The sequence below is a fragment of the Succinimonas amylolytica DSM 2873 genome, from assembly GCF_000378405.1.
Taxonomy (GTDB): domain Bacteria; phylum Pseudomonadota; class Gammaproteobacteria; order Enterobacterales; family Succinivibrionaceae; genus Succinimonas; species Succinimonas amylolytica.
On record NZ_KB899636.1, the window covers coordinates 1,366,373 to 1,385,490 of the forward strand.

Annotated in this window: 15 protein-coding genes and 1 pseudogene; 9 read left to right on the forward strand and 7 right to left on the reverse strand. The window is 51.3% G+C overall.

All coding sequences use genetic code 11. The features are described 5' to 3' along the window. Both F557_RS19050 and F557_RS0106070 read left to right on the forward strand, forming a co-directional pair. Positions 1-281 (forward strand): annotated as a pseudogene (locus tag F557_RS19050) (hypothetical protein); the annotation flags it as partial. A gap of 73 nt (positions 282-354) precedes the next feature. Then, the gene (locus tag F557_RS0106070; RefSeq protein WP_157617759.1) at positions 355-1,128 is read left to right on the forward strand and encodes a hypothetical protein; all 774 of its coding nucleotides are present in this window, start codon (positions 355-357) and stop codon (positions 1,126-1,128) included. Between the two features lie 87 nt (positions 1,129-1,215). Here the strand turns inward: F557_RS0106070 and rsxA are convergent, their stop codons facing one another. The 4 genes from rsxA to cobT all read right to left on the reverse strand — a co-directional run bounded on the left by rsxA (position 1,216) and on the right by cobT (position 4,462). Beyond that, positions 1,216-1,794 (reverse strand): electron transport complex subunit RsxA, encoded by a 579-nt coding sequence (rsxA, locus tag F557_RS0106075; RefSeq protein ID WP_019001355.1) that lies wholly within the window; start codon positions 1,792-1,794, stop codon positions 1,216-1,218. Between the two features lie 141 nt (positions 1,795-1,935). Then, positions 1,936-2,574, reverse strand: a complete 639-nt coding sequence (locus F557_RS0106080; protein ID WP_019001356.1) for a histidine phosphatase family protein — start codon at positions 2,572-2,574, stop codon at positions 1,936-1,938. Positions 2,575-2,586: 12 nt separating this feature from the next. Then, the gene (locus F557_RS0106085) at positions 2,587-3,420 is read right to left on the reverse strand and encodes an adenosylcobinamide-GDP ribazoletransferase (protein ID WP_019001357.1); all 834 of its coding nucleotides are present in this window, start codon (positions 3,418-3,420) and stop codon (positions 2,587-2,589) included. After that, a complete protein-coding gene (gene cobT, locus F557_RS0106090) occupies positions 3,395-4,462 on the reverse strand; it encodes a nicotinate-nucleotide--dimethylbenzimidazole phosphoribosyltransferase (protein WP_019001358.1) in 1,068 nt (355 codons plus the stop codon). The genes F557_RS0106085 and cobT overlap by 26 nt, the downstream gene beginning before the upstream one ends. A gap of 309 nt (positions 4,463-4,771) precedes the next feature. Between cobT and F557_RS0106100 the strand changes: the two genes are divergently transcribed. Continuing rightward, complete coding sequence (locus F557_RS0106100) at positions 4,772-5,026, forward strand: TIGR03905 family TSCPD domain-containing protein (protein ID WP_019001360.1); 255 nt, start codon at positions 4,772-4,774, stop codon at positions 5,024-5,026. A 344-nt stretch (positions 5,027-5,370) separates the two neighbouring features. Here the strand turns inward: F557_RS0106100 and F557_RS0106110 are convergent, their stop codons facing one another. Continuing rightward, on the reverse strand, positions 5,371-6,561 hold the full coding sequence (locus tag F557_RS0106110; protein WP_026297779.1) for a pyridoxal phosphate-dependent aminotransferase: 1,191 nt from the start codon (positions 6,559-6,561) through the stop codon (positions 5,371-5,373). Between the two features lie 217 nt (positions 6,562-6,778). Here F557_RS0106110 and rimO point away from each other — a divergent pair, with 217 nt between their 5' ends. The 3 genes from rimO (at position 6,779) to F557_RS0106125 (ending at position 12,752) form a co-directional block, all read left to right on the forward strand. Continuing rightward, complete coding sequence (gene rimO / locus F557_RS0106115; RefSeq protein ID WP_019001363.1) at positions 6,779-8,092, forward strand: 30S ribosomal protein S12 methylthiotransferase RimO; 1,314 nt, start codon at positions 6,779-6,781, stop codon at positions 8,090-8,092. A gap of 249 nt (positions 8,093-8,341) precedes the next feature. After that, positions 8,342-11,698 carry a diguanylate cyclase domain-containing protein gene (locus tag F557_RS0106120; RefSeq protein ID WP_157617760.1) on the forward strand — a complete coding sequence of 1,119 codons (3,357 nt, stop codon included), beginning with the start codon at positions 8,342-8,344 and terminating at the stop codon, positions 11,696-11,698. Positions 11,699-11,801: 103 nt separating this feature from the next. Then, positions 11,802-12,752: a tetratricopeptide repeat protein gene (locus tag F557_RS0106125; protein ID WP_019001365.1), complete on the forward strand. Its 951-nt coding sequence runs from the start codon at positions 11,802-11,804 to the stop codon at positions 12,750-12,752. Positions 12,753-12,806: 54 nt separating this feature from the next. Here the strand turns inward: F557_RS0106125 and F557_RS0106130 are convergent, their stop codons facing one another. Then, positions 12,807-14,390, reverse strand: coding sequence for a zinc ribbon domain-containing protein (locus tag F557_RS0106130; protein ID WP_169335168.1), 1,584 nt, complete (start codon positions 14,388-14,390; stop codon positions 12,807-12,809). A gap of 216 nt (positions 14,391-14,606) precedes the next feature. Between F557_RS0106130 and F557_RS0106135 the strand changes: the two genes are divergently transcribed. From F557_RS0106135 to F557_RS0106145, 3 genes are all read left to right on the forward strand, one after another. Then, a complete protein-coding gene (locus F557_RS0106135) occupies positions 14,607-15,371 on the forward strand; it encodes a zinc ribbon domain-containing protein (protein ID WP_019001368.1) in 765 nt (254 codons plus the stop codon). 208 nt (positions 15,372-15,579) lie between these two features. Beyond that, the gene (aspS, locus tag F557_RS0106140) at positions 15,580-17,349 is read left to right on the forward strand and encodes an aspartate--tRNA ligase (protein WP_019001369.1); all 1,770 of its coding nucleotides are present in this window, start codon (positions 15,580-15,582) and stop codon (positions 17,347-17,349) included. Between the two features lie 74 nt (positions 17,350-17,423). Continuing rightward, on the forward strand, positions 17,424-18,164 hold the full coding sequence (locus tag F557_RS0106145; RefSeq protein WP_019001370.1) for a YebC/PmpR family DNA-binding transcriptional regulator: 741 nt from the start codon (positions 17,424-17,426) through the stop codon (positions 18,162-18,164). A 124-nt stretch (positions 18,165-18,288) separates the two neighbouring features. Here the strand turns inward: F557_RS0106145 and F557_RS0106150 are convergent, their stop codons facing one another. After that, positions 18,289-19,050 (reverse strand): PHP domain-containing protein, encoded by a 762-nt coding sequence (locus tag F557_RS0106150; RefSeq protein WP_019001371.1) that lies wholly within the window; start codon positions 19,048-19,050, stop codon positions 18,289-18,291. Positions 19,051-19,118: the final 68 nt, after the last annotated feature.

A 19,118-nucleotide genomic window follows, 5' to 3' on the forward strand; every position in this document is an offset into this window, starting at 1 on the left:
ATATTCAGGCCCTTCTTATGATTATGACACTGGGGCTTGCGGTATTCAGCGGACTGGAATGGAAATTACGGAATGCTATGAAAACTGCAAACGTTATGCTCAAAAGTCAGACAGGAAAACTCACTGACAAAATAACAATGCGCTACGTGTTCCAGATATTCAGCACCGTTCTCACTGTCATTCTGGAGAATAGGGAAAGGCTGTTCTTTCACATTAGCGATCAGGCCAGCCAAATACTGGAATTACTGGGGAGCAGATACCAGAAAACCTATGGTGGATAATTTTTAAAAAATTATCATTTTTGAGGCAATAGGAAATTAACCAGCTTCAACTGCGAAATGTAAGATGATCTTTATGGCGGCGAGTTTTCTGGCAGCTCTGATAATGGTCCGGAAAAGAGAGCGGGAAGTGAGATTGTCTGAAAAGCGCCTTCGCAATATCGATTATCTCCGGGCAATGGAGAGAACCGGAATAAGGCTCCCGGAAAAATTCCGGCGCTATATCCGCGAGAGTGAGAAGGGCTCGCCACCTGGTGATACCGGAATGGAGAAGTCTGGGAAGATAACGGCTAAGGACGAGGTTTTTCTGGCAGAAAACGGCTCCTGCGGCTATTGCGGGTATCTTCTCAGAAGGCATCCGGTTCAAAGCATCGGAAGATCCGTTATCAGATGTCCGCAGTGCCGGAGTGCTGTTTATGATCCTTATATTCACGAACTGGCTGCACTTCCTGAAAAAGAAGCCCGGGAGATTTTCAGCAAAATCAGCAGGGAGCTTATAATCGGGGTAACCCGCTACGGAGCGTTAGCGCTTCTGGTGCTTGTGCTGCTGTATCCTTCAGTGATATATACCCGGGATTTTCTGGTATTACTGTTTTCGGGGAAGATTACCGTTTTCGAAATCATGGGTTCTGATTTGTCCTGGAAAATAGCATTTCTGGCGATTGCAATTCTGTTTTCCAGAATCAGGATGCTGTATTTTTTGATTATGGCTGTAGTATTGCGTATCAGGCTGTATTGCGGAGATTTCACTACGGCTTTCCGGGAATCCCGGAACCGGATGAACTGTCCGGAGTATGCCGCAAAGTTCTGGAAAGCCCGAAATTTAAAAAACAATGACGCTGCCTGCTGACAGGAATTGCGGGCCAGTACTGTCGGGAACAGAGGTCCCGCAAGGGACCTGCCGGGGCTGCATGGATGATTTTCGCTATGAACAGTCCTACTGCTGGATAATACCGGTAAATCCCATAAAGGCCATGGAGAGAAGGCCGGCGGTAATCAGGGCGATAGCGCTGCCTCGAAAAGGGGCCGGGGTGTTGGCATTGTTTATCCTTTCCCGCATGGCTGCAAAGACCGTCAGAACCAGGGTGAAGCCGGCCCCGGCTCCCAGACTGTATACGAGAACCTCCAGAAGTCCGTGGCCCAGGTTTACGTTAAGGAGAGCCAGACCCAGCACAATGCAGTTAGTAGTTATCAGGGGCAGGTAGATTCCCAGAAGCCGGAACAGCTCCGGGCTGATATGCTTGACCATGAGCTCGGTAAACTGCACTACGGCAGCGATCATGACGATATCGGTAATGATGCGGAGTTCTGTTACCTCCAGTGGCACCAGCACCAGTTTTTCCATAACAAAACAGGCCAGAGATGTCATAACCAGTACAAAGGTGGTGGCGATGCCCATTCCGGTGGCTGACGACAGCTGCTTGGATACCCCGATAAACGGGCAAATTCCCAAAAAGCGCACCAGGACAAAGTTGTTGACAATGGCTGCGCTCAGGAACAGAAGAACGTAGGACATGGAACTTTCCTCAATTATTGAGCAGAGGCATTATAGCCTAAATGCCGGGAAATCCCAATGACCTGAGCCGGCGGTTCTGTTTGCAAAGCAGAGTTTATGGGCATCTCTGCTTGCTGATTCGGAAGGCATCTGCAAAGTTTATCAGTTTCCAGGGGTGGCGGAATTAAGGAACAGTATTCGCGGAAACGCGCTAGCAACAGAAAAATCCCGATCTGTATCCTGGAAATACCGGATTCCGGTGAAGCGGCCCAGGCCCGGCGAGGCTTTCTGCAGGATATTGAGGATGGGACATTCCAGAATTCTCTGAAGCACGGTGCTGATGATGCCGCTGTGAGATACTGCAAGAATCCTGCGGCTTTCCCTGATGGTGTGTTCGGCTTTGAGAACCGTTTCGATAAAATTTCCGGTTCTTTGTTTAAGATCCTCGGCATTTTCGCCTCCGGGGAAGGCAACGTTTTCTCCCCGGTTAAGAGCGGCCAGAATTTCCTTTTCCTTTTCGGAGAATTCGGCAAAGGGTTTTCCGTCAATAGAACCGAAGCCGAGCTCTCTCAGATCCGGAGCCACCGTGATGCTGCCGGAAATCCCGGTGGCCTCCAGGGTTTCCCGGCAGCGCTTCATGGGAGATACAAACACCTTTGCGAAATAGCCGGCCGGGATTTTCGGAACGTTTGCCAGCGATTCCCGGATACAGCCGATATCTGTTCCCGAACCGTAGAAGGCCCGTGGGCCGTCAATCGCGCAGTGGCGCAGGAAAATAATGTCCGTTTCGATATAGTTCATAGGGACTCCGCATTATGTCAGCACCTTCATTATAGCAGACAGGAGCGGCAGTCCGGCTTTCAGGAAGGCGGCGGAGATCGTAAATCCGAAAAGAAGCGCCAGTATCTGCATGGCCCCGAGACAGTCTCCGGTGAAGCCTCTGATATGTCTAAGCAGAAAGTTTCGGAACCAGACAATCATCAGAATTCCGGCAGCAGTTATAGTGCCCATAAGCAGGGGATCCAGAAGCAGCCATCCTGGCAGCAGTGCGGTTACCGTCAGTACGGCAAGATCGCTTTTTCTCATGCCGGTGGCCAAAGGTTTTGATTTTGACATCTGATCAATCTGGGACTGGTAGGGCATAATGAAGATCAGCACTCCTGATACTCCGCGGGACAGGGCGTGGAGTGCTATCAGAATGGCAGCGGGAGCGATCCAGGAATCCTTCATGATATAGGACAGAAGAGCCCATTCAAGAGTAAGCTCGATAAAGAGTCCGGCCCCTCCAAAGGTACCCAGACGGGAATCCTTCATGATGGCGATTTTGCTTTCAGGGGTAAAACCGCCTCCGAAGCCATCGCACATGTCGGCAAAGCCGTCTTCGTGAAAGGAGCCGGTGAGAAGCAGAGATTCTGCCACCAGAATAATGGCGGCAATGTCTTCAGGAAGAAAAAACCACAGCGGATACAGAAACACCGCCAGAATGAATCCGATGAGCATGCCGGCCGCAGCGTAGTAGCGGGAGGCATGGTTCATAAGCTCGGATGAGTAGTCAAGTGTGATGGGAACCGGAATCCTGGTGAAAAAGGCCAGAGCCAGCCAGAAGAGGTTCGTATTTTCTTTAATTACGGAAGATAATCCGGCCATTTGTGCTGTCCCATTCTGCCATTCTGCTGAAAAATGCCGCTGCCGCTTTGATAAGTGAATATGAAAGGACGGCACCGGTACCTTCGCCAAGTCTTAATCCCAGCCGGAGGAGCGGAGTCGCGTCCAGACGTTCCAGCATAAGACGGTGTCCGGGTTCGCCGCTTTCAGTGGCGAATATCATCTGACCTCTGACCTTAGGAGCGATTTTCACAGCCAGAAGGGCGGCGGCGGTGACTATAAAGCCGTCGATAACCAGCATAATCCTTCTGCCGCAGGCATGTATCATGGTGTAAGCCATTTCCGCGATTTCGTAGCCGCCGGCGGTCCGGAGAATTTCTTCGGGCGAGGGGTTCTCCGGAAGTCTGGAGAGTCCCTTCTTTATCAGTGAAATTTTGAGGGCGAGCGCTGCGTCCCCGATGCCGGTGCCGCGGCCGGTGCATTCTTCCGGGGAAAGTCCGGTAAGAGCTGCCATTACAGCACTGGCAGCGGTGGTGTTTCCGATACCCATTTCTCCGAATAAAAGGACGTTGCAGTGCCGGGATAGTGCCGCTTCCGCAATTTCCTTTCCGTATAGCGCGGCTTTTTTCAGTTCAGCGTCCGACATGGCATTTTCGGTGCCAAGATCCCGGGTTCCGAAACCCAGGGAGCAGTTTCTTACGGTGATGTTCCCGGGGATGAGCTTTTCCGGATGCCTGATTCCCGAGTTGATGATTTCAAAGGGGATGCCTGATTCTTCAAGAAAGGCATTGATTGCCGCGCCGCCCTCTATGAAATTGTTGATCATTTTTACGGTGAAGTCCCCGGATACGATGCTTACGGGGTGCGCGGCGGCCACTCCGTGGTCTCCGGCGAATATCAGATGCTGCGGTGTCAGGCTGATAGTATCTCCGGGGGCATTTTCCAGAATCAGGGCGATCTCTAGAGCCAGATCCTCCAGAAGCCCCAGGGATCCCAAAGGCTTTACCTTCCGATCTATGGCATCTTTAATGTTCCGAATTCGTTCCTCCGGAAAATATTTCTGCAATTTCCGATATGAGAGCATGGTGACATTTCTCCTGATTTCATTTTCCGGTGCGACGCTGCCGGATCTGCACTCAGCTATGTTATTGTAGCGGATTTTTTTTCAGTATCCTGAAATCGTCTGAGACTCAGGGCATCCCGTTTCGGACCGGAAGACTGCGGAGAGACAGACTGGTCCTGCGCATCTTCTGCCAGCTGATCAACGTCGCCACATCCTGACAATAATGGTAAAATCATGAAATCCGGAATGCGGCGTATGCGAAGTGTTCTCTGTGTCATTTATTTCCGGGAGAGATGGTAGTTTCAGACAATGATACCAAAGGATTGAAGCATGACTCATTTTGACTATGAAACCCAGGGAACCTGCGCCCGGGTTATTTCATTTGATATGGATTCTGATCATATTGTTACCAACGTCAGATTTGCCGGAGGCTGTGACGGCAATCTGAAGATGATTTCCAAATTTGTGGAAGGAATGAAGGCGGAGGATATTGTTGCCAAATGTTCCGGAAATCTCTGCCGGAACAAGGGAACCTCCTGCGCTGATCAGCTGGCCAAAGGCATTAGTCAGGCGCTTCAGGGCTGAGAAATCCTCAGGATTCAGGCGACAGAAATTCCGTCCGGTTCGTTCCCCCTGTCAAAATAGGGATTCTCAGAAGACTGGGGATAAGCGCTCTCGCAAGGACTTTAGATCAGTAATCCTTATTTAGGGAAGATGTCAGCCGGGTATGGCATAAACGGTTCCGAATGATCTGTTATGGACGGGCATAACACATTCAGGAACCGGAATCTTTTTCAGGATTTCCGGTTCTGCAGAAAAAAGGAGCCAGGAGACTCCTTTCATGGAAAACTGCCTGATCCGGAACCGGGAATGGTTATCAGTCAGGCTCGGACGTACCGCCGCGAGCCTTCTGACAGGGCCTTCTGGTGTCATTTGTAGCTTTCAAAAAGCTTTTTAAAAGCCGGCATGGAACGGGTGATCATGTCCCCGGACACGCAGTAGGCGATCCGGACGTACCCCGGACAGCCAAAATCGTCACTGGGCACCAGCAGCAGATCGTACTTTTTGGCTCTTTCGCAGAAGCTTGAAGCATCCTCCTCAAGGGCTTTAGCGAACAAATAAAAAGCTCCGTCGGGATGCACGCAGGTGTAGCCGATTTCCGTTAGCCCCCCGAAGAGCAGCTCCCGGTTTCTTGCATAGATACTGAGATCCGAGGTCAGGGGAGCGCAGCTGGTAATGACGTGCTGCCAGAGCGTCGGCGCGCAGATAAAGCCCAGGGACCTTCCTGCGCCGCATACAGCCGCGTACATTCTCTGCCATTCCGGCATAGTATCCGGTACCAGCACGTAGCCTATGCGTTCGCCTGGCAGGGAGAGTCCCTTGCTGTAGGAATAGCAGACCAGAGTGTCCGGATAGAAGCAGGCGGTGAAAGGGGTTTTCTTTCCGTCATAGGCAATTTCGCGATAAGGTTCGTCAGAAATCAGGTACACGGGATGCCCGAATTCCCGGCTTTTTCTTTCAAGAACCGCGGCCAGTTTTCTGAGCTCCTCCTCCGGATAGATGACTCCGGAGGGGTTGTTTGGAGAGTTCAGAATAATGGCTGCAGTACTGGCATCAAGACATTTTTCCAGCTCCTCGAAATTAATCCCGAATGACGGCAGTGCCGGAGGAACCACCCGGCATTCGGCCCCGCGGGATTCAATGAACACCCGGTATTCGGTGAAATAAGGGGCCAGTACCAGAACGTTCTGGCTGTGGCTGTCAATAACAGCCTGCAGACAGATGGTAAGAGAAGCGGCTGCCCCGCAGGTAAGATACAGATTGTTACCGGTGTAGGATGTGCCATAGCGGCTGTTGAGATCGTCGGCAATGGCTTTGCGGGCTTCCGGATCGCCCTGAGCTGAGGTATAGCCGTGGAGTCTGGTGGAGGGCTTGACGTTTTCCAAAAGAGAAACGGCTGCCTCTTTCACCGCCTCCGGAGCCTCCACACTGGGATTCCCAATGCTGAAATCGTAGACGTTGTCGGCTCCCACCTCGGCAATTCTCTTTTTGCCGTATTCGAAAAGCTCCCGGATGACGCTTCTTCTGGATCCGAGCTCGTACATTTTCTGGTTTATCATGCTGTTTCTATTTCTCCGATTAATGAAAGACTTCTCTAGTATACACCTCTGAAAAATATCGGACGGGAAAAACACCGCAACTTTTTTGAAACTCCGGTTCGAAACTCCGGAATAGTTGCGGGGTTTTCGCGGGGATGGTGTTTCCCAGAACCAGTGATTCATTTAAAATAGCCGGGAAGACTGTTTTTCTGCCAAAAAGGCATTTTTTGAGGTTTTTATGGGCGCATTACGTGTCGGTTTTATCTCCCTGGGCTGCTGCAAGAACCTGGTAGACTCCCAGAATATTATTACGCTTCTGATGCAGGAGGGGTACCGGGTAAGCTCCACCTATGAGGGAGCGGATGTGGTGATTGTCAACACCTGCGGTTTTATCGAGGATTCTGTCAGGGAATCGCTGGAGGTTATCGGAGAAGCCCTGGATCATTGTCCGAACGTGATTGTTACAGGCTGTCTCGGTCCGAGCAGGGATCTGATTCTTGGCTCCTGGCCTCAGGTAAAGGCCATTACCGGTCCGCACAGCGCTCCCGCGGTACTGGAGGAGATGCGCCGTCTTTTTGCTCTTCCGGAGGGATACCCCCGGGGCCGGGTGCCGCCCGGAGGAATTCTTCTGACGCCGCCTCACTATGCCTATCTTAAGATTTCTGAGGGGTGTTCAAATAAATGCACTTTTTGTATTATCCCGAAGCTCCGCGGTCCTCTGGAATCCTTTCCGGGTGAGGATTTGGTAGCACGGGCCAGAAATTATGTGTCCCGCGGTGTAAAGGAGCTTATGGTGGTGGCTCAGGATACATCGGCCTACGGCATTGACCGGGGGTATCCGGGATTTCTGGGACATGAAAGAGGGGATCTTTATGCGCTCATGGAGGAGCTTGCGAAGCTGGGGGTCTGGCTTAGGGTGCATTATGCCTATCCGTATCCTCATGTAACACGGCTTATTGAGATGATGGCAGCCGGAAAGGTTCTTCCGTATATGGACGTTCCTTTTCAGCATGCCTCAAGGCACATGATGCAGCTTATGAAGCGTCCCGGGGATGCTGAAAGAATTCTGGATACCGTTTCCGGCTGGCGGAAAATCTGCCCGGATATCACCATCAGATCCTCGTTTATTGTGGGATTTCCGGGAGAGACCGAGGATGATTTCCGGGAGCTTTTGGACTTTGTCAGGGAGATTCGGCTGGATCGGGTGGGCTGCTTTACCTTCAGTCCCATGGCCGGAGCTCCGGCCAGTACCATGCCGGATCAGGTTCCTGAAGAGGTGAAGCAGGAACGCTATAGCCGTTTTATGGAAGTGCAGCAGCAGATTTCGAAGGAAAAGATGCAGGCAAAACGGGGAACTGTGCAGGAGGTGCTGGTGGATACGGTTGATGAAAACGGCATCATTTCCCGCACCAGAGCGGATGCTCCTGAAATTGACGGGGTTATGTATCTGCATGCCCCTGACGGTTTCAGAGTCCGGCCGGGGGATCTGCTCCGCGCCAGAGTTACCGACAGCGACGAGTACGATCTGGAGGGGGATATTATTATACCGTGATTTCTGTTATCTCCTTCACGGGATGACGCGAGCTTGTTTTTTCCGAAGTGATATAATCATGAGCAGGTGTGCTGTTCCCTCTCTTAGTTTTTCGGAGCGGCGCGGTATCTGCCGTTCGCAGGGGCTGTTTTTCTGGCGACGGTTTTCTGCTTCAGAAAAGTTGTCAATATGTGAATAGATTTCACATACAGAAAGTGCAGATCCGTGTAATATGATTACGATCAGTGTAGAAGAGCCTCAGGAGCATAAGTGTCGTTACATGTTAGAAGGATAATGGAGCAGTGCTACGCTGCCAATATCCAGAATCACAAGTCTCAGGTAGTAATGGTTTCTTTTGCCGACCAGGCAGAAGTGCGCCGGGACTTTGATATTTTCTGTCAGCAGAAGGGTATTGATCATCCGGTAAGGCTGCAGCTGACTCCTGACGACATTTATTCTCCGCTTTCCCCGGTTCTTTACGTTATTAACGAGCTTCTGAGACGTCTTTCCATTCCGCTGGATCAGGTGGCTGACATGCTGAAGCTGGAGCAGTATGAGAGGGGCCTGTTGCTCTGCATGCTTAAAAATGCCAGCACCATCCAGGATTTCATGATGCCATCCGATGTGGAATATGTGAAGTTCCGGATGAGCGGGCATATCCGCACTATTATCAGACATCTGCTTAGCATAACTGACGGCCGCGATCCTCTGATGATTTCGGTAACCAATCTCCAGTATGCAGGTTCCTCATCGCTGCGCTTCCTTCTGGCTCTTATCAATCCCGAGAAGGAAGAGTACAAGTTTTCCATGAGGAGCTCGGCAGCTCTGAAGCGTCTGACAGCTCCTGAAGATGAAAGCTCCAATTCCGAGCTTCTGGATTCTCCGAACTGCATTGTGGTGCTGGGAGTCAATCCGAACTTCCATGATGGCAGAAGATCCCAGGAATGGCTGGACTGGGAGGACCGCTTTGAAAGAGTGATCCAGATGGTGCGTCCGGAGGACTCCGAGACCGGACTGGAAATTGATGAAAACCGTCTTGTCTGGCCGGTTCAGAGCTACCAGGCCCGGCGGATAACTTCCATTCAGGAGGCTATAAACCGCTGCGGCATTCTCCTTAATTACTTCTGCAGCGATGAAGTGGTGGATCTGGCTCAGAAAACCCTGCAGTACATTCGGCTTCTCAACAGGGAGGACGAGTTTAACGACTATGAGGAGAAGCTTTATCATTATCTCGGCCGGGCTCATCTTTATAATCATAACTATGAGGATGCGCTGCTGTCTTTTGACATGATGTACGAAAAGGCACAGTACGCCAATAATAATGATAATGCCTGCCGCGCTTATATTGAACTGGCCTACACCCATATTTTCAGATCGGATTTTGAGTCTGTTCTGCACTTTGCCGAGATGGCGGCACATCTGGGCGAGGTGAGCATGAATCTCCGCCTGGTGACCATTGCCAATTTCTGCCTTTTTGTAGCTTATGACCGTGCCAGTATCAAATACGGCTACCACAATATAGTTTCCCTGCTTTCCAATCTGGAGAGACACAGTCTGCACAAGGAACAGACCTATGTGCTCCGGAATATCTTTGCCCAGGTATCTCTGGATTCCAATGTAACTCTCAAAATGTCTCTTGATTACTGCAATCAGGCAGTAAACATTGCCCAGAGGCTGGGAATCCGTCATGAATCAGCCGCTGCCAATCACTGCCGGGGCATTGTTCTTTTCCAGATGGACAGAATTCAGGAGGCTCTCCACGCCTATCGGCTCAGTGAAGCCCTTTACAGCATGATTGACGTGCCTATAGAGCTTACCCATGTGTACAATTCTATCGGCTTCCTGCTGCAGGGGACCGAGGATTATCCCAATGCTCATGAGTACTACCTGCAATCTCTGAGAAACGCCATCAAGCTAAATGACTATTCCGAGATTTCCGTTACTCTCTATAATCTGGCCAAGCTTTATCAGCTGAGCGGCATGCCCAAGGAGTCACTCCGGACTTTGGATATTCTGCAGGATGTCATGTCTATTCGCGGAACCTACAAGTTGCCGCTGCATAATATCCATCACATCATTTTGCAGAAGGCCCGGGTTTACATAGACCTGGACGAGCCGAGCTTTGCAGACCAGATGCTGAAGCGGAGCCAGGGTCTTATGACCACCTTTCCTACCAAGGGCAGCGAGCAGATTATTCTGAGTCTTCTGGAAGCCGTGGTTTCCGCCATGAACAAAAACCGGGAGAAGGCTCTTATAAGCTTTCAGCAGGCCCGGGCCCGGCAGAACGATCAGAGTCTCACCCAGGAGGAGAATGTCATGTTCTACCTGCTCGGTATGAGAATTCTCGGTGCCTACGGAACCTTCGAGGAGCGCTACCGGTATTTTTGCGAAGGCATTGATTATGTCAGGGAGCATCAGCTGTTTAACAGCATGAAGCTGCTTAAAAACGCCTGGAACAAGGGCAATTACAATATATACAAGGGGTACAGTACCATTGTCACCCCGATGAATGAGCTCAACCAGATAATCCCGCTGGTAAAGCAGGAGCGCAAGGTTAATATTCTGTGGCAGCAGGTTCACGAGATGCGGCTGGTCACTATGCTGCACAAGTTCAGCATGAGTGTGAAGACGTATGACAAGCTGGCTCAGGAAACACTCCGGCTTCTGGCATCCCATTTCAGTATTAACGGCGGCATGATTTACTTTGTTGACAGTGAGAAGGGTACCTCCGAGCTTATCTATGAATTCAATACGTCCAAGGACTATCAGGGCTTTACCTTCAAGAAGATCCACAAGTTTATCAATTCCCATCTTGACGAGCAGGATGTTCTGAACCTGGAGGACGAGGATATTGCCGGCACTCTGGTGCATCGCCTTACCGTATACCCTCTGGTGGATCAGGATCGGGTGTTTGGCATGATGCTTCTCTTCAAGTTCCAGAGGAAGACCGATGGCGAGAGTGAAAAGGTCGATTCCATCGGCTTTATTGCCCAGCAGCTTGGCAGCCAGCTCATTCTGATGATTCAGCGCGCTCAGCTGATCCGGGTGAGTACCACTGATATGCTTACCGGGCTTTATAATCGCATGGAATTCCACAATCAGATATCCACTGTTATCAGAAGACTGTCGCCGTCCAGCGATATTGCTCTGGGCTTTATCGATCTCGACAACTTTAAGTACTATAACGACAATCTGGGACATGATGTGGGGGACAAGCTTCTGGTCTGGTTTGCGAAGCTCCTCAACGAAATCAAGGTTCCCGGAGACATAGCCTGCCGCTGGGGTGGCGATGAATTCCTGCTTCTTATGCGGGACTGTTCGGCGGATGAGGCTTCCAGCAGAATGCAGAAGGTTCTGGATACTTTGAAGGCTCAGAACGGTTACAAGAAGGAAATAGAGGAATTTCTGGGCAAACCGGTGGATAATCTTCCGGAGCGCTACTACCTTTCCTGTTCCATCGGCGTTATGGACTCCAGCTCTCTCCCCCGCCCGTTTACCGAGTCAGATCTGCTTACCCACGCCGACGAGGCTCTTTACGAGGTTAAGCGTACCGGCAAGGGCCGGGTGCTTAATTTCGAGAAGATGACTCACGAAGCCGATAACATGATTGTGGAATCAAACCGCTAATTCTGACCTGACAAAGCTTTCGGATTCCGGCGGTTTCCGGACGGCGGAGTGCCGCCGCTGTCTTTTTTCAGTCGTAATCCCGAAACAGCAGCGAGGGTCTTTTATGTTTTTCAAATCCTTAAAATGTATGATTTTGGCCGGTTTTCTGGGTATTCCGGGAGTTTCTCAGGCCCTTGACTGCAGTTCTCCGGAAGCGTGTCACAAAAAGGGGCTTTCCCTGTGTGTTTCACCTGATGAAGACAGCGGTGAGATTACTGATATCTATAATGACAAGCTCTTTTCCAAAGCTGAGATCTATTTTATCGAGGCCTGCAAACAGCGTTATCCGGAGTCCTGTATTGTTATTGGAGATCATTACGGTGTACAGCCCGGAAACGGCGGCATGATCAGAGATTTTGCCAGGGCTGTTCCCTTCTATGTTCAGGCCTGCGAGCTCGGGAGTGATGACGGCTGCGAGAAAACGATAGAGCTTTACAAGTTTGCCGGTGAATACTGCGATATGGATCGGAACAGCGGCGGGTATGTGTTTTCCGAGAAATGTTTTACGGATGCCAGAAAGTATCTTGATGGTTTCTGCAGCCGCGGACGGGCCACAGCCTGTGAGGCACTCGGAAGCATCTACAGGGATAAGTACGGTTTTGAGGATCCGGAATACCAGAAAGCCTCAGACTATTTTATGAAAGCCTGCGACCTTAAGCTGTCTCTAGGATGCTTTGATCTGGCCGAAAGCTACGAGAGGCTCGCGGAGCATGGTATGGAGCGGGATTTTCTGAGTATCTATCTGAAAACCTGCGATCTTAAATATGATATGGCCTGCCGCAGAATCGGAGATCTCTATCTTGAGGGGGTCAAAGTGCCGCGGGATGTCCGTAAGGGACTGTTATATCTCGATAAAGCCTGCAGTATCACTGACTATGAAGCCTGTAAGATCCTGTCTGATATGTACGGGAAGGGAACGGAAGAAATACCGCAGGATCCTGCACTGTCGCAGAAGTACCATGCCCGTTCCCAGGAGCTTGAACAGCTCTTCTGGGACAACTGTGATTATTGCTGAGCACCCGGTATTTGCTTCCCTGACCGCCGGTACTGAAAATTTTGCAGTACAGTTTCAGAACAGCGTTTTTTTGTCTGCCATTCCGTAAAGTCCTTTTCTTACAGCCAGAAAATTACGGAAGGCCATATAGTCCGGGATATTACTGAGAATCCAGACAACGATCAGGCCTGCTGTCTGGGCAAGCAGGATATCCGAAGGATTTCCGTCGTCGAAAAAGACAGCCAGATACTCCGGATTCAGAGCCAGCCATAGTGTCAGAATTCCAAAAAACACATTCAGGCAGTACATTCCCCACAGAATCGGCAGATCGTCCTCCGTTTCCTGGCATTTGACCGCCAGCTCTGCTCCGTGATTGTTTTCAAAAAAGAGCCGGCAGCTCCGGCTGAGTTTCCGGGTGCGGATCAGGATTCCGGCGTGAAATGCCAGAGAAACAATGCCGAGCCCGGGGAAAAAGCGGAAGAGAAGATCAATTGTAACGGCGAGACTCATGCCGTGAAAGCTTCTGATAAGCCTGGTCAGCTCTTTTCTGAAGATTCGGGCCTGCCGGGCGGAACTTTCAGCGGAATCAGTGGTATCGGAGGCGTAAGAGTTCTCCAAAGATGACTGCGGAAAGGTGACGCGGCGGGCTGGTCCCGGAGCGATCTTCCGGGGGGGATCCTGAGCAGTGGCACCCAGGCTGCGGTACACGCCCCGTAGCCCCTGATAGCTTTGAGGATCGGTAACAGGACCCGAAAGATCCGGTTCCCCGGAATCAGGCGTCTTCTGAGGCGGCGGTTTTATGCCGGAGGTATTCCTGATGTCCGAGTAGAGACCGTCAAGGCCCCGGAAATTCCGGAGATTCTGAGCCCGTTCCCGGGACTTAAGCTCCTCCGCTTCTGAGTTTTTGGTGTCTGAGCTGAATCTGAGCCGTTCCCGGGTAACTTTGCTTCCGGAAAATCCGAAGGGGGAGGCGGATTTTTCGGAAGGCGCTTCCGGGGCTGGAGCTTCGGAAAAAAGCAGGGCCCCCAGCTGCTCCTGAATTTCGGAAAGTCTGGCAGCGGCGTTTCTTATTTTTTCCGGAGCCGCTTCCGAAAGTCCCTCCAGAAATCCGAGATCCTTTACCAGCTTTATTGCCTGCGGGTCTGCGATTCCGGCTGTTACCAGATCCTGAAATCCCTTAAGAGCGGCCGCAACCCCGGTTCCGGATTCCGGAACCGCAAAAAGGACGTTTCGGAAATCCCGGGATATGCAGTCTCTCCGGTAGAAGCTTTTCAGGAGACGCAGTCCCTGGATTCCCCGGGGCCCCTGCAGGGATTTCAGGAGCTCTGTGCTTTCAATATTCCGGGTCGCGGCAGCGGAGAGAATGTTAAGCCAGGCGTCGAATCTGCTATTGAAAAAGGCAAGATCATCTCCGGATCGGGCGGTTACCCGGCGTTCAGAAAAAGAATCCGTCAGAGATTCCCGGGCCCGATGCACTTCAAAGTCGGAGGTGTCCTCCGTGGTTTTCCGGATCTTCGATTTCAGAAACTGAAACCCGCATCGGGGGCAGAATAATGCTTGGTCTGGAAGTTCCAGGCTGCAGGATCTGCATATCATGGGAGTGCCGCTTTGTATCTTGTTAAGGGATGATGAGAGGGAAATATTTCCTTCAGTTCTCATTGTCCTATTGATTGTGATTCTTGTAAAGCATTCGGGGTGGTATCTGCTTTTTGCGGAAAATCCGGGACGGAGCAGGCGGGGCTGTGTTTTTCTGCCATTTTTGACAAAGATATTTGATGTTTGCATCCCTGTTTCCGTAAAGATCCTGTAAAATCAGCCTGGGTTTCCTTCGGGAACCCTGCTTATTTTGAACTGACAAAAGGAGACTCTGCAGATATGAGGTGTTCAGCCTGCGGCAATGAGGTTGCTGATGATGCCAAGAACTGTCCGCTTTGCGGACAGCATATTCCGATAAACCTGTCCAAGGGGGAGAAAACAGATCCGTCTTCCGGACAGGAGCCGGCGAGAACTGATATTTCCGGGGGAACTCTCTGTCCGCGCTGTCAGACACCGCTCCGTCCCGGTGCCGCCTTTTGCGGAAACTGCGGAGCTTCTGCCACCGGAGCTGGCGGATCTCCGGAGAATCCCTACGCCAATGCCGGACAGAACTATCAAACCGGCAGAGAGGGCGGCAATTCTCAGGCGCTGTCCCTGATGAGAGAAATGAACAGCATGATGTACTGGGTCATCGGTTACCTGGTAGTGCAGTTTGTTCCCTATCTCCAGGTTCTGGCTCTGATTCCCTTTATATACGTTCTGGTGCAGACTCCGGCCCTGGCGGACAGGTGTGCAAAACTGTTTTCAGATGATCTGGAGATGTCGAGAAGAATTGCCAAGGTCCGCCCGCGGGTGGTGGCAGTCTGGGTTCTTACTGTCCTGTTTATTCTTATGATATGTGCCATGATTGGCGTGTTTGTGGTGATGATGATCTCAGTGGAAGGCGGACAGGGAGATTTTGCTCCGGTGACAGTTATCGCCTTTGCGGTGGTTAGCTTGCTGACAATGGCAGTCTGGATTGCTTCGATAGTTTATCAGATCCTGCTCCTTATCGATTTCTTCAGAGTGAAGGAAGCTGTGGATCAGGCAGCCCGGGACTATTAGAGGCATTCCTTCACACGGGAGAAAGACGACGGCAGCGGAAGGGCCGGATTCCTGTGCGCGGGCAATTGCTGAAGAAAAGGGGAAAGCGACGAGTTTTCCCTTTTTGTTTTTCAGGTATGAAAATGCGTTATAATGCACCACTGATTTTATAAACAGCCTCTTCAGGCTTTACGAACGTTATAAAACGTAAAAGGTTTAATCTATGTCAATGCGCTCAGTATATTGCGGCGATGTCAATGAACAGCATCTTGAAAAAGAAGTAACTCTGTGCGGCTGGGTACACCGGCGCCGCGACCTTGGAGGTCTTATCTTTATTGATATGCGTGACCGCGCCGGGATTGTTCAGGTTTATTTCGATCCGGATCAGAAGGAGGCTCATGCTCTGGCCTCGGAACTCCGTAACGAGTTTTGTATCAGGGTTCGCGGTATTGTGAAGGCCCGTCCGGAAAATCAGGTAAACAGCAAAATGGCCACCGGATCTGTAGAGGTTCAGGCCCGGGAACTGGAGATTATCAACCGTTCCGCGCCGTTGCCGCTGGATTTTAATCAGGAAAATACCGAGGAGCAGCGCCTCCGTTTCCGCTACCTGGATCTGCGGCGTCCCGAGATGCTGGAGCGCTTTAAGCTGAGAGCCCGGATTACCGGCTATGTCCGCCGCTATCTTGACGAGCATGGTTTTATTGATACTGAAACCCCGGTTCTGGGCAAGCCCACTCCGGAAGGAGCCCGGGACTACATTGTTCCCAGCAGAATTCATCACGGCAGATTTTATGCTCTGCCGCAGTCTCCCCAGCTTTTCAAGCAGCTTCTGATGATGAGCGGCTTTGATCGTTATTACCAGATTACCAAATGCTTCCGTGACGAGGATTTGCGTGCCGACAGACAGCCGGAATTTACCCAGATCGATATTGAAACCTCCTTTATGACTGCCCGCGAGGTTCAGCTCGTTGTTGAGGAGATGATTGTCGGTCTTTTCCGGGAGATTACCGGGGCGGATCTGGGATCGCTTCCGGTGATGACCTGGGATGAGGCCATGCGCCGTTACGGATCCGATAAGCCGGATCTCCGCATAAGTGCCGAGATGCAGGATATTGCTGACATTGTCAGGGATACCGAATTTGCTGTATTCCGGGATCCGGCAAACGCCCCGGACGGCCGGGTATGCGCTCTTCGCTTTCCCGGTATTCAGGAAAAAATCACCCGCAAGAAGATTGACGAGTACACCGACTATGTGAAGGTGTTTGGAGCCAGGGGACTGGCATGGATGAAGGTGCTTAACGATTCCGGGGATGCCTCCGGAGTGCAGTCTCCCATTGCCAAGTTCCTGACTCCGGAAATGATTAAGGGCATTCTGGAGCGTACCGGAGCTGTTGCCGGAGATATTATCTTCTTCGGAGCAGCAACGGATAAAAATCAGATTTCTACCGCCATGGGAGCTCTGAGACTTAAGGTGGCGAAGGAGTTCGGCCTGGTTGCTCCCGGCTACCGGGCGCTTTGGGTGGTAAATTTCCCGATGTTCGAAAAGAACGAGGACGGCTCTATTGCCGCCATGCATCACCCCTTTACTGCTCCTGAGGGAGTTTCTCCGGAGGAGCTTAAGAACGCCCCTTACAGCGTCTATGCGGATGCCTATGATATGGTAATCAACGGCTATGAGGTCGGCGGCGGTTCGGTGCGCATTCATCGCGAGGAAATGCAGCAGGCAGTGTTCAATGTTCTGGGAATTTCGCCTGAGGAGCAGCAGCGCAAGTTCGGCTTCCTTCTGGAGGCTCTCAAGTATGGGGCACCACCTCATGCGGGACTGGCCTTCGGTCTGGATCGTCTGACCATGCTTTTGACCGGAACTGAAAATATCCGGGACGTTATTGCCTTCCCCAAGACTACTGCAGCCTCCTGTCTTATGACTGAGGCTCCGAGCCAGCCTTCTGATGAGGCCATGGGCGAGCTGGGAATTGCGATTACCGATTTTGAGGAATAACCTGTAAGAAATAAACCCCTGCAGCAGGAGCTGCTTCCGGGCCTCTTCTGTTGCGAAAATTTAGGAGATAATCTATGTCTGGACACAGCAAATGGGCGAATATCCGCTTCCGCAAGGCAGCTCAGGACGCCAAAAGAGGCAAGGTATTTACCAAGCTTATTCGTGAAATCACCACTGCCGCCCGTCTTGGCGGAGCTGATGAGTCATCCAATCCGAGGCTGCGTGCTGCAGTTGCTGCCGCTCTTTCTCAGAATATGACCCGCGACACTATCAAGCGTGCCGTGGATCGCGGTGCCGGCGGCGGCGATGGTGCTGAACTGGAAACTGTGATTTACGAAGGTTACGGTCCGTGCGGTTCAGCCATTATGGTGGAGTGCATGACCGACAACCGCAAGCGCACGGTGGCCGATGTCAGACACTGTTTTACCAAGTTTGGCGGCAATATGGGCACTGAAGGCTCAGTAGGCTTCCTGTTTACCAAAAAGGGCGTGATCTCCTTTGACAAGGCCGATGAGGAGAAGCTGATGGAGATTGCCCTTGAGGCCGGTGCCGATGACGTGGTAGCCAATGATGACGGCAGTTTTGATGTATATACTACTCCGGAGGCCTTTGGTGCTGTGCTGGATGCCGTGGATGCCGCAGCTCTGGCTCACAGCAATGCCGAGGTAACCATGGTTCCCTCCACCGAGGCCCAGATTGACAAGGATCATGCTGAGACCTTTATTAAGCTCGTGGATTCCCTTGAGGATCTCGACGATGTGCAGCAGGTTTATCACAACGGCCAGATTCCTGATGACGTTGCTGAAAGTTTGTAGGAAATAATTCCGGCGATCCTTTTCCGGATGGCCGGTGGACGCCGCAAAGCAGATTCGGGGTTTTCCCGGGTCTGTTTTTTTTATGTGCGGGTGAAGGATGCTGTTTCGGTCCGAAAATCTGGTATCAGAGCTGGTTTTCCAGGTAGCGGAAATAGGTTTCCACATGAGGGTGCCCGCGGTGCAGTGCAAAATCCAGGGTTCTGGAAACGGAAGTGTTGATAATAAGCTCTTCGGGGATTCCTGCTTCGTTGATGATATCAATAGCATGACGGAGATTGCCGATATTGCTCATAAAGTGAGAATCGGAACCGACACTTACAGTGGTGTGATACTTTTTACAGAGTCTGGCGGTCTCGAGACAGAATTCGTTGCTGCCGACCCGCGATCCCGCACCGCTGGCGGCATTTATTTCAATAGCTACCCCGTATTCTGCGGCACAGCGGACAATAGCCTCCAGATCCTTAGGGTAGTTGGGATCTCCGGGGTGTGCCACCACGTCGATGGATCCGGATTGTATAGCCTTAAGCACAATGTCGGTATTGGCGTCGCGATCCTGACTTTCCATAGCTCCGCGATGGAAGCCGCACAGAACCAGATCCAGAGAACGGTAAACCCGGGGCGGACAGTCGGTTTTGCCGCCAGGCAGAAAATTAGCTTCCATGCCTTTGAGAACAATTACCCCGTTGACAGTGTCGGGGATGGCCTTTACTGAATTTTTAAAGTGCAGAATATCGGCGGAATCGGCTAGCTGCGGACCGTGATCCGTCATGGCCAGAATTTTAAGTCCCTTTTCCCTGGCGGTCAGAGTATTTTCGTAAATGGTGCTGTAGGCATGGGTGCTTGCCAGCGTATGACTGTGAAGGTCGGCGATTAGCTTTTCTATCATATTTTTCAGAAATTCATTTTCTAGACATATACCGCTATTTTACTATTTTCGGAAAATCCCCTCAGCAT

Bases quoted from the DNA above. Each gene is read 5' to 3' on its own strand.
- F557_RS0106070 (WP_157617759.1), top strand. From the start codon at position 355: ATGGCGGCGAGTTTTCTGGCAGCTCTGATAATGGTCCGGAAAAGAGAG.
- rsxA (WP_019001355.1), bottom strand. From the start codon at position 1,794: ATGTCCTACGTTCTTCTGTTCCTGAGCGCAGCCATTGTCAACAACTTT.
- F557_RS0106080 (WP_019001356.1), bottom strand. From the start codon at position 2,574: ATGAACTATATCGAAACGGACATTATTTTCCTGCGCCACTGCGCGATT.
- F557_RS0106085 (WP_019001357.1), bottom strand. From the start codon at position 3,420: ATGGCCGGATTATCTTCCGTAATTAAAGAAAATACGAACCTCTTCTGG.
- cobT (WP_019001358.1), bottom strand. From the start codon at position 4,462: ATGCTCTCATATCGGAAATTGCAGAAATATTTTCCGGAGGAACGAATT.
- F557_RS0106100 (WP_019001360.1), top strand. From the start codon at position 4,772: ATGACTCATTTTGACTATGAAACCCAGGGAACCTGCGCCCGGGTTATT.
- F557_RS0106110 (WP_026297779.1), bottom strand. From the start codon at position 6,561: ATGATAAACCAGAAAATGTACGAGCTCGGATCCAGAAGAAGCGTCATC.
- rimO (WP_019001363.1), top strand. From the start codon at position 6,779: ATGGGCGCATTACGTGTCGGTTTTATCTCCCTGGGCTGCTGCAAGAAC.
- F557_RS0106125 (WP_019001365.1), top strand. From the start codon at position 11,802: ATGTTTTTCAAATCCTTAAAATGTATGATTTTGGCCGGTTTTCTGGGT.
- F557_RS0106130 (WP_169335168.1), bottom strand. From the start codon at position 14,390: ATGAGAACTGAAGGAAATATTTCCCTCTCATCATCCCTTAACAAGATA.
- F557_RS0106135 (WP_019001368.1), top strand. From the start codon at position 14,607: ATGAGGTGTTCAGCCTGCGGCAATGAGGTTGCTGATGATGCCAAGAAC.
- aspS (WP_019001369.1), top strand. From the start codon at position 15,580: ATGCGCTCAGTATATTGCGGCGATGTCAATGAACAGCATCTTGAAAAA.
- F557_RS0106145 (WP_019001370.1), top strand. From the start codon at position 17,424: ATGTCTGGACACAGCAAATGGGCGAATATCCGCTTCCGCAAGGCAGCT.
- F557_RS0106150 (WP_019001371.1), bottom strand. From the start codon at position 19,050: ATGATAGAAAAGCTAATCGCCGACCTTCACAGTCATACGCTGGCAAGC.